General features: G+C 65.6%; 8 protein-coding genes. 1 reads left to right on the forward strand and 7 read right to left on the reverse strand.

What is annotated here, in order from left to right; all coding sequences use genetic code 11:
- Nucleotides 1–433: 433 nt before the first annotated feature.
- The gene (locus tag NDR87_RS36955) at nucleotides 434–1,072 is read right to left on the reverse strand and encodes a carbonic anhydrase (RefSeq protein ID WP_251918971.1); all 639 of its coding nucleotides are present in this window, start codon (nucleotides 1,070–1,072) and stop codon (nucleotides 434–436) included.
- A gap of 239 nt (nucleotides 1,073–1,311) precedes the next feature.
- On the opposite strand from NDR87_RS36955, the gene NDR87_RS36965 reads away from it, so the two are divergent.
- Nucleotides 1,312–2,772: a SulP family inorganic anion transporter gene (locus NDR87_RS36965; RefSeq protein WP_308212199.1), complete on the forward strand. Its 1,461-nt coding sequence runs from the start codon at nucleotides 1,312–1,314 to the stop codon at nucleotides 2,770–2,772.
- Between the two features lie 428 nt (nucleotides 2,773–3,200).
- Here the strand turns inward: NDR87_RS36965 and NDR87_RS36970 are convergent, their stop codons facing one another.
- The 6 genes from NDR87_RS36970 to NDR87_RS36995 form a co-directional block, all read right to left on the reverse strand.
- Nucleotides 3,201–3,695, reverse strand: coding sequence for a hypothetical protein (locus NDR87_RS36970; protein WP_251918974.1), 495 nt, complete (start codon nucleotides 3,693–3,695; stop codon nucleotides 3,201–3,203).
- Nucleotides 3,696–4,152: 457 nt separating this feature from the next.
- Nucleotides 4,153–4,827, reverse strand: a complete 675-nt coding sequence (locus NDR87_RS36975; protein ID WP_251918977.1) for a response regulator transcription factor — start codon at nucleotides 4,825–4,827, stop codon at nucleotides 4,153–4,155.
- Nucleotides 4,824–6,077 (reverse strand): sensor histidine kinase, encoded by a 1,254-nt coding sequence (locus tag NDR87_RS36980; protein ID WP_251918980.1) that lies wholly within the window; start codon nucleotides 6,075–6,077, stop codon nucleotides 4,824–4,826. Before NDR87_RS36980 ends, NDR87_RS36975 begins: the two co-directional genes overlap by 4 nt.
- Nucleotides 6,078–6,095: 18 nt before the next feature.
- Entirely contained in the window at nucleotides 6,096–6,836 is a 741-nt protein-coding gene (locus tag NDR87_RS36985; protein ID WP_251918983.1) for an ABC transporter permease, read from the reverse strand.
- 1 nt (nucleotide 6,837) lies between these two features.
- On the reverse strand, nucleotides 6,838–7,779 hold the full coding sequence (locus NDR87_RS36990) for an ABC transporter ATP-binding protein (RefSeq protein ID WP_251918989.1): 942 nt from the start codon (nucleotides 7,777–7,779) through the stop codon (nucleotides 6,838–6,840).
- 787 nt (nucleotides 7,780–8,566) lie between these two features.
- On the reverse strand, nucleotides 8,567–8,771 hold a 205-nt coding region (locus NDR87_RS36995; RefSeq protein ID WP_251918992.1), incomplete at its 5' end, for a hypothetical protein.

Below are 8,771 nucleotides of genomic sequence, written 5' to 3' on the forward strand. Positions count from 1 at the left end.
AGCCGTTGACGGCATCGAGGAACTCGGTCAAAACAAGTACTCCCATCGAGGTATCGACGTCACCGGAGATACTCGCGTGCCTGATATGTCCGGTTATTGCCGATTGGTCACGACGATGTTACGAGCGTCCGGGCATCCGCGGAGGAGTTCCCGAGATTTGATTCCGAGCTCGGACGCCACGACATCGAGACTGTGACCGAGATGGCCGACGGCACGGGCGCCGATCTTGAACTCTCCTGCGGCGGCGACACATTCGAGGCGGAGTAGGGGTGCGCACGCGTTTGGGTGTAATTCGTGGGCTGCGCAGCGGAGCGCCGTGGGGCGGACGCCCTCACTCGGCTGGTGCGTCTGATCGCAGTCGAACCAAGCGCCGCAGAGGACCGCGTCACGCGCATGGGCGTGACGCGCACTCGACGGCGAGCTTGCCCGCCGGTCAGGAAATGAGAGCCGACGTGACCTCGCCGATGTCGCCGACCACACCGCGCAGGTGCGCGCGGCCCTCGGCCAGCTTGTAGGTGACACCGGCGATAGCGCAGTCACCGGCCTGTACACGATCGGAGACGATCCTCGATCGCTCCATAAGCAAGCGGCCGGTTTCCACGACGTGGCGGGCCTCGAGTTCGTCGACGCCGGTCAGGCCCTCGCGCCGACCCATCAGGACCGACGGGGCGACCCGCTCGACAACGCTGCGAATGAACCCGCCGGGGACATCGCCGCCGTCAAGGGCGTCGATGGTGGCCCGCACGGCGCCGCAGCTGTCGTGGCCGAGCACCACGATCAGTGGGACGCGCAGTACCGCGACCCCGTATTCGATGGACCCGAGGACCGAGGAGTCGACGACGTGGCCGGCGGTGCGGACGACGAACATGTCACCGAGACCCTGATCGAAGATGATTTCCGCGGCCACCCGTGAGTCGCCGCAGCCGAACACGATGGCCGAAGGATGTTGCCCGGCAACCAGTTTGGCGCGGTCGGCCGCACCCTGGCTGGGATGCTGCAGGGTGCCGTTGACGAATCGGTCGTTGCCCTCACGCAGGGCCTTCCATGCACTGACAGGAGAGGTTCGAGGCATGTGCCCGGTGTATCACATTTGGCCGGGTTCGGGTCCCCGGTCGCCTCGAGGGGCGGCACCTCGAGACGGGTACGTCGGGCCCTGTAGCGGCATGTCAGCAACTCGGGGATTTCTGCCTTGGCCTTGCTTCGGTGCGTTCTTTACGGCATCTTTACGGTAAAGGTGTGCCGGGAAGTCTGGTCGGCAGCTCGGTCCGCGGCGGGTCGGGTTCGAGTTGGCGACGGGACGAGGTACCGCCGGTGCTGCAGCGTATCGCGAAAGAGCTCTTATCAGGTCTGACCGTGGCGATTGTGGCACTGCCACTGGCGATCGCGTTCGGTATCACCGCGACCGGCACCTCCGAGGGTGCGCTCGTCGGATTGTACGGTGCGATCTTCGCCGGTTTCTTCGCTGCGATCTTCGGTGGCACGCCCGGTCAGGTCACCGGCCCCACCGGTCCTATCACCGTCGTCGCGACCGGTGTAATCGCTGCCCATGGACTGGAGATGGCGTTCGTCGCGTTCGTCATGGCCGGGGCGTTCCAGATCCTGTTCGGGTTGTGTCGGCTCGGGTCGTTCATCCGGTTCATTCCGCACCCGGTGGTGTCGGGGTTCATGGGCGGGATCGCCCTGATCATCATTCTCGGCGAACTCGATCAGGTGCAGAAGAGCTTCCTGATCGTGGCGATCACGATCGGCTTGATGCTCGCGTCCGGCCGGATCGTGAAGTTCATTCCGGCGAGTTTGGTTGCGCTGGTGGTGATTACGGTCGCGCTGCCATTCGTCGGCGCGCTGCTGGAAGAGGTCCGGATCGGGCCGCTGGCCTTGAACAGTGCGATCGACTACATCGGCCGGATTCCGGAATCCATTCCCACACTGGAGATCCCGGATCTGGGCGGGTCGACACTGTTGACGCTGCTGCTGCCCGCGTTGAGCATCGCGCTGCTGGGATCCATCGACTCCTTGCTGACGTCGGTGGTCATGGACAACATCACCGGCGGTCGCCACCGCAGCAACAAGGAACTGATCGGCCAAGGATTGGGCAATATCGCCAGCGGCTTGTTCGGTGGCATGGCCAGTGCGGGGGCGACGGTCCGATCCGTGGTCAACATCCGAAGCGGTGGCCGCACGGCGCTGTCGGCGGCCACCCACAGCGTCGTGCTGCTCACGCTGGTAGCCGGCCTAAGTGGTGTCGTGCAGTACATTCCGCTCGCGGTGTTGTCAGGGATCCTCATCCTGACCGCGGTCGGGATGTTCGACTGGGAGACCATGCGCAAAGCACACGTCGCTCCCCGCGGTGATGTCGTGGTGCTGTTCGCGACCATGGCCATCACCGTCCTGGTCGATCTCACCGTGGCCGTCGCCGTCGGTGTAGCTCTGGCCCTGATCGTCCACGCCGTCCAGGCGCGGCAGCGCAAAGCCACGATCGCCGAGGACGGCTCCGCAACCTACCGCATCCGCGGCCCGCTGTCGTTCCTGTCGGCCGATCACGTGTTCTCGTCGTTGCGCAACGGCCATTCCACGCTGTCGCTGAACCTGAAAGATGTGCACTACGTGGACATGTCCGGTGCGAAGGCTTTGCTGACCTTCATCGATCACTCGGAAAAGGCCGGCGTGGACGTCGGACTCGAAGAGGTTCCGGCTCACATCGAGAAACGGTTGGTCGCCTTGGCCAACCCCGCACAGTACGAAAGACTGAAAACCACTGTCGAACCCGCGTAGCACGCCGGTTCGGCGATCGCGGGGCGCAACCACCGAGGTCTCTGTCGACACCAGAGCTGACCATGATCATCATAGACAAGCTTTCGGGCCGGTTCGCGCCCCGCAGGGTCGCTCGGTGCGGCGGCAGAAACGGTATGGCGCGCGAAACGGCGAATATGGTTGCGGGGCTTTTGAGTTTGGCAGAGCGTTTTGGGTGAACTACTGGTTAGTGACGGCACGGTGGACGCTGCGAGGCGAGATCGTTGTACGTGCCGGTCATAATCGGAATGGATCCGCAAACACCCCACGACCATCGAGGTCATCGCGATGCTGATGCAACGTCCTTGGCAGCTGGGTGCTATACCACCGACGCTCCGCGTTATAGAGAGATGCCTACTGCGGCCAGGCAATTCGCTGATCGGATGTGTGGTCTCCAGCCCTGGATGGCTTTACAAGGATTCGTCGAGCCGGAATTCGCTCCATATGGCTGCGGCGTGCTCGTGCGAGCCGACGCCAGAGTTGAATGATTCGGCCAATACGTCGTAGTCGAACTCGTCGAACCCGGTGGTGTCCAGGAGCTGGGGCTGGTACACACCGAATCCTTCGGGATCCTGTTGTGGCCGGTAGGGGATGGCCAGCTGCAGGGATCGTCGTGAGGAGAAGTACTCGACGGCGTCGACGATGAGGGCGTCGACTCGGCCGGTGTCGAGGTGTAGGTAGGCGTCGGTGACGAGCACTGCGCGGGCCCACTGGTCGCGTCCGGTCGCCAGGGCTGTTTGGCCGGCTCGTGCGCTGTCGGCGATGTCGTCGAATACGAATCGTTCCATGCCGCGAGCGCCGTCGTGCTGCTCGTACCCGAGTATGGGTATCAGGGTTGCGCCGTCGGAGATGCTCCAGATCCCGTGGGCAGCACAGAATCCCGCAATCGAGGCAATCGCGTACATGGCAGCCCAGCGTACCGCTGCTGTGTGTCGATCTCGGGGGACTGTGCGTGGTCCTCGGCCGCTGCGGCTGTGGTGTCGCCGTTCCGTTGTTCGCATGCATGGAAACCTGCACTTGAAGAGCCAAGTAGATTGCTGATGCCGTAGCGCCAGGTCCGGGCGGTTCTCGCGCGCGCTGACCGCCGCGTCGCCGCACAGGCAGCCGCGCGGCTGCGCCAGCCAGAGCGAATCGAGAAGCGAATGGGTTGCCACGCCGCTAGAGGTCGGCCACGGGGCAGGATATGTGGGCTTCCCCGCAACGGGTCGGGCAGATCGCGCCACTGCGGGCAGATTATTTCCCACACCGGAGTCCTATGTCGGTCTGCCGCCGAACAGTTTTCGGCGGCTTGATCATTGAGTGGGACCCGGCAGTGCTCGATGCGGCTCGGTGTCACGAGGCCGTCCTCGACGCTCCGGAGGATCAGTTGTCCCGCTGTGGCTGTGACCTCAAGATTCCGCGTTCGTATGCGACGGCGACCGCCGCGGCGCGGTCGGTGACCCCTAGCTTGGCGTACAGGTGAGTCAGGTGGGTCTTCACCGTGGCCTCACTGATGAACAGTGCCTTGGCGATTTCCCGGTTGGTGGTGCCCTTGGCGACCAGCGCGAGAACGTCGCGCTCGCGTGAGCTCAGCTGCCGGTCCTGTGGACCCGACGCGGCGGGCGAGCGGACTTCCGCGAACAGACGCGACGCGATGGACGGTGAGAACACGGTGCGGTTCTCCGCAGCCGCTCGCACTGCTTCGAACAGCTCCTCTCGCAGAGCGGCCTTCAGTAGATACCCGGTCGCGCCGGCCTTGATCGCGGGGATGACGTCGGCATCGGTGTCGTAGGTGGTCAGCACCAGTACCCGGCAGCGGAGCCGACGATTGGTCATCTCTCTGATGGCGGCCACGCCACTACCGCCCGCCATCCGCAGGTCCATGAGGACCACGTCGGGATCGAGGCGTGCGGCGAGGGTCACGGCTTCCTCGCCACCGGACGCCTCGCCGAGGACCCGGAAGTCCGTGGAAGCGGCGAACATTCCGCGCAGCCCGTCGCGCACGACCGGATGGTCGTCGACGAGCAGCAGCGTAATCGGCCTCGTAGCGCGAGTCATCGGCGAACCAGCGGCACACGAGCCGAGATCGCCGTGCCGCTGCCCGGCTCCGACTCGATGACGACGACTCCGCCGACCCGTCCGGCACGCACCTGCATGCCGTCCAGCCCGAAACCGCCCTCCTCCGACGGCCGCGGCGCACGGCTCGGATCGAAGCCGCAGCCATCGTCCCGCACGTCCAGCGTTACTTCGTCGTCGATATAGGACAGCGTGACGCCCACCCGTCCGGCATTCGCGTGCTTCGCGACATTGCTCAGCGCCTCCTCGGTGATCCGCAGCAGAGTCGACTCGAGCTCATCGTGCAGTTGTTCCACGGTGCCGACCACCGTGAGGTTCAGCCGCGCCGTCGAGCCGGCGGACCAGCGCTCGACTGCCTGCTCGAGCGCCTCGGGCAGCGTGCGATTCTCCAACGGTCCGGGAATGAGGTCGTGCACCGACCGGCGCGCCTCGCCGAGGCTGTATATGGCGAGCGCAACAGCCCTTTCCGTGTGCGCACGTGACGCGGGGCCATCGCTGTCGAGGGCGGCCTGTAACTGCGTGACGACACCGACCAGCCCCTGCACCATGGAGTCGTGCAGGTCAGCGGCCAAACGGCGCCGCTCCGCCGTGATGCCGGCTTCCCTGGCCTGCACCACGAGCTGGGCCTGGAGTGCGGCGTTCTCGTCCAGGGCTTGCGCCAGGCGTGCATTGGCGATCTCGAGGTCCTCGATGACCGCATCCTGCTTCGCCGCTTTCTCCGCCTCCTGGTCGTTGAACCGATCGAGCACGAGCGCGAGCGTGGCGTGCAGCGCGAACAGAACCGAGAACACGACCAGCTCGACAACGTTGCGCGGCGGTGGCCCGTCCGGCACGCAGGACTGGGACAGGGCGAGTGTCATCGCAATGCCCAGCAGGCCCCAGCGGCGCCGGGACCGGGGGAGGTGTCGCCCCGCGTCGAAGTAGCCCATCAAGGCGAAGATCGAGAAAAACGGGTTGAGCCAGCACAGGGCGAAGGCAAGCGCGGACCGCATAGCGAAGTACACGACCCGCCCGGCCGTGCGGTCCGGCAGCGCACGCGACAACCTGGACCCCCACGCCAGCTGCCAGCACAGTGCCCCCGCGGCAAGCGCCGCTGCGAGGTACACCTCCGTCGCCGACATCAGCACCGGCGCGGTTGCCGCGGCGGCGACCGCACCGAGACCGAGCAGCGCATAAGGCCCCCATCGCAGGAACCACGACCACCCCGCCTCGGCGCGCGGCACATCTGTCATACGACCACCATGCCCGATTCACTCCCAGCGGAACCAGCGAGTTGCGATGGCCATGAGCACGACGATCCACAGTGCGAGGACGGCCAGGTGGGGCCACCATGGCCAGCTGCCGCTCGCGGCCTGGTGGAGGGCCTGCGCGGCCGCTCCGAAAGGAACCAGCTCGATCACCTTCCGCACGGCGTTCGGCAGCACCTGGATCGGCACGTAGATCCCGGCCGCGAACATCGCAGGAAAGAACACCGCGAGGCCGACCGCCTGGGCTGCCTTCACAGTTCGGGCGACCGCGGTAATCACCGCGCCCATCGCCAGCCCCGACAGCGTCGCGAGTAACAGGGTCACCACGTAGGCCAGGTGCTGCTGCGGCAGCGCGACGCCCCAGACGATGCGGCCGACAGCGACGGCAAGCACGGCGCCGATAACCGCAGCCGCCGCGTGCAGGACCAACTGCGCCACCAGCAGGTTGGACGGCCGGGCCGGGGTCGTTCGCATCCGGCGCAAGATGCCGCGCTCCCGGTAGGTGGTCAGGGCGCTCGGCATGGACAACAGGCTGGCGGTGACGAGAGCGACGAGTACGACGCTCGGCACATAGAAATCGATGATCCGGTGACCGCCGAGGCTCGGATCCCACTCCCGGTACTTCGGGATGAGGCCCAGCCCGAGGAGCAGTAACGAGGGGAAGGCGAGCACCCAGAACAGCGCGCCGGGCTCACGTACGAAAAGCCTCGCCTCGACTTTCAGCACGGCGGTGGACGCGGACATGTCAGAAGTCCCTTCGCACTGTGTCGGAGTAGTCCGCCCGGCTCTCGGGACTCGCGGTAAGGAGCAAGAACGCGTCGTTCAGAGTGGCGTCCACCACGCGCAACTCGTGCGCCGTGATGTGTTCGCGCGCGAGCAGGGCCATCACGGCGTCGACCGTTTCGTCAGTGCCCTTGATGGTCAACTTCGGTTTCTCGTGCACGACCGACACCGCGCCTGGGAGGCGCTCCAGCTCGGCGGCCGACAGCGGCTTCGAAGACCGGAACGAGATCACGACCGAGCTGTCCGAGCTCCTGATTAGCCCGTCCGGAGTGTCGAGCGCCACGATCCTGCCCCGGTCGAAGACCGCGACACGATCGCATAGATCTTGGGCCTCTTCCATGAAATGCGTAACCAGCATGATCGTGACACCCGAGTTGTTGATGTCCCGGACCAACTGCCAGGTCTCGCGGCGCGCGCGAGGATCGAGCGCGGCGGTCAGCTCGTCGAACACGACGACCTTCGGATTGCCGACCAGGCTGAGCGCGATGAACAGCCGCTGTTTCTGGCCGCCGGACAGCTTGCCGAACTGCTGCCCCAGCTGTTGCTCGATGCCCAAGCGTTCGACGAGCGGTCGCCAGTCTGCCGGTTTCTCGTAGAACGCGCTGTACATGTGCAGCGCCTCGCGCACGGTCAGCTTGGCCTGCAGCTCGCTTTGCTGGAGTTGCACCCCAAGAATCCGGGTTACCTCGTCGTGCTCACGGAGCGGGTCGAAACCGGCGACCCGAATCCTGCCAGCGTCCGGTACCCGCAGACCCTCCACGCATTCCACAGCAGTGGTCTTCCCGGCGCCGTTCGGGCCGAGAATGCCGAAGATCTCTCCCTCGGCGACGGCGAAGCTGATGTCCTCGACCGCGATGACGGCGCCGTAGGACTTACGCAGACCCTGAACTTCGACAATGGACACAGAGACATGATTTCTTCCCCACACGGCCTCGAACATCGGCCATTGCGCTCTTTCAGCCCATCCCCCGATCGGATGATGGAGAGACAAACCCAGCCGCCATCTCCGATGACAGCGCACCCCTGACTCAGCATCACTGACGTCGCAGCCCTGACCCGCAACCTGGAGACCAGCACTACAGCGAGCACCGGGTACGACATCGAAAGACCTCGCCGCCGACGCCGGGATCGGCGGCACGACGGCCCGCAAGCTGCTGGGCGCCCTAGAGCGCACCGGCGGGGCTACCGGACGACGGGCATGGAAGTCGACTCCCGGGTCGAGCCGGGAATCGTTGCGCGGCAACGGCTCCCGGCCCGGCGATTGTGAACAGCGGTGAGAGGGCTACTGCCTGGCGCACCGTCGGTGGGAGCGGGGTCTGCCCAGCTCGAAGTAGCGGTGCCTTCCCGCACGACACCATCGATGTCGAATCGGGAAGGGATGTGCTGGTGACGCCGGACCGACAGTAGAACGCCGCTGGAAGGTGAGCGCGGCCAGTGGGTGTGCAGGATGCGAGCGCACAGGCGGACGGAACGCCGTAGGGCCGACCCGGAAAGGTGTGTCGCCCCCGAGCGGGGCCGTATACCTATCGGGTTGACCGATGCATTCGATCTACCGTCGGTGGGAAATGCAGCGCCTGGCGAGGGCGCAGTCGGTGCCGCTGGAGGGGAAGCCGGTGAACTCCGTGCTGGGATGGAGGAGCGGTAGGCGAGGGATTTGTTCGGCACCGGTGCATCGTGTGCACGAATGCCGATCATGCACATTTGCGCAGGTCGATCTGTGTGGTTAAAGCATGTGTCCCCCTCCGGACACCTACTTCAACCACACGGACGCTGACGGCTGCGGCCTGCTCGAATGGCTCGTAGCGGAGCTCCAGGTCCAGGGCTTCGTAGAGGGCGGCCCGGTCCTGTGGGGTGCCTGCGTCGAGGACGGCGGCCATGTCGCCGAAGGACTCGATC

Origin of the sequence: Nocardia sp. CDC159, from assembly GCF_023740735.1 — a bacterium.
Lineage (GTDB): Bacteria > Actinomycetota > Actinomycetes > Mycobacteriales > Mycobacteriaceae > Nocardia > Nocardia pulmonis.

Bases quoted from the DNA above. Each gene is read 5' to 3' on its own strand.
- NDR87_RS36955 (WP_251918971.1), bottom strand. From the start codon at position 1,072: ATGCCTCGAACCTCTCCTGTCAGTGCATGGAAGGCCCTGCGTGAGGGC.
- NDR87_RS36975 (WP_251918977.1), bottom strand. From the start codon at position 4,827: ATGACTCGCGCTACGAGGCCGATTACGCTGCTGCTCGTCGACGACCAT.
- NDR87_RS36985 (WP_251918983.1), bottom strand. From the start codon at position 6,836: ATGTCCGCGTCCACCGCCGTGCTGAAAGTCGAGGCGAGGCTTTTCGTA.
- NDR87_RS36970 (WP_251918974.1), bottom strand. From the start codon at position 3,695: ATGTACGCGATTGCCTCGATTGCGGGATTCTGTGCTGCCCACGGGATC.
- NDR87_RS36980 (WP_251918980.1), bottom strand. From the start codon at position 6,077: ATGACAGATGTGCCGCGCGCCGAGGCGGGGTGGTCGTGGTTCCTGCGA.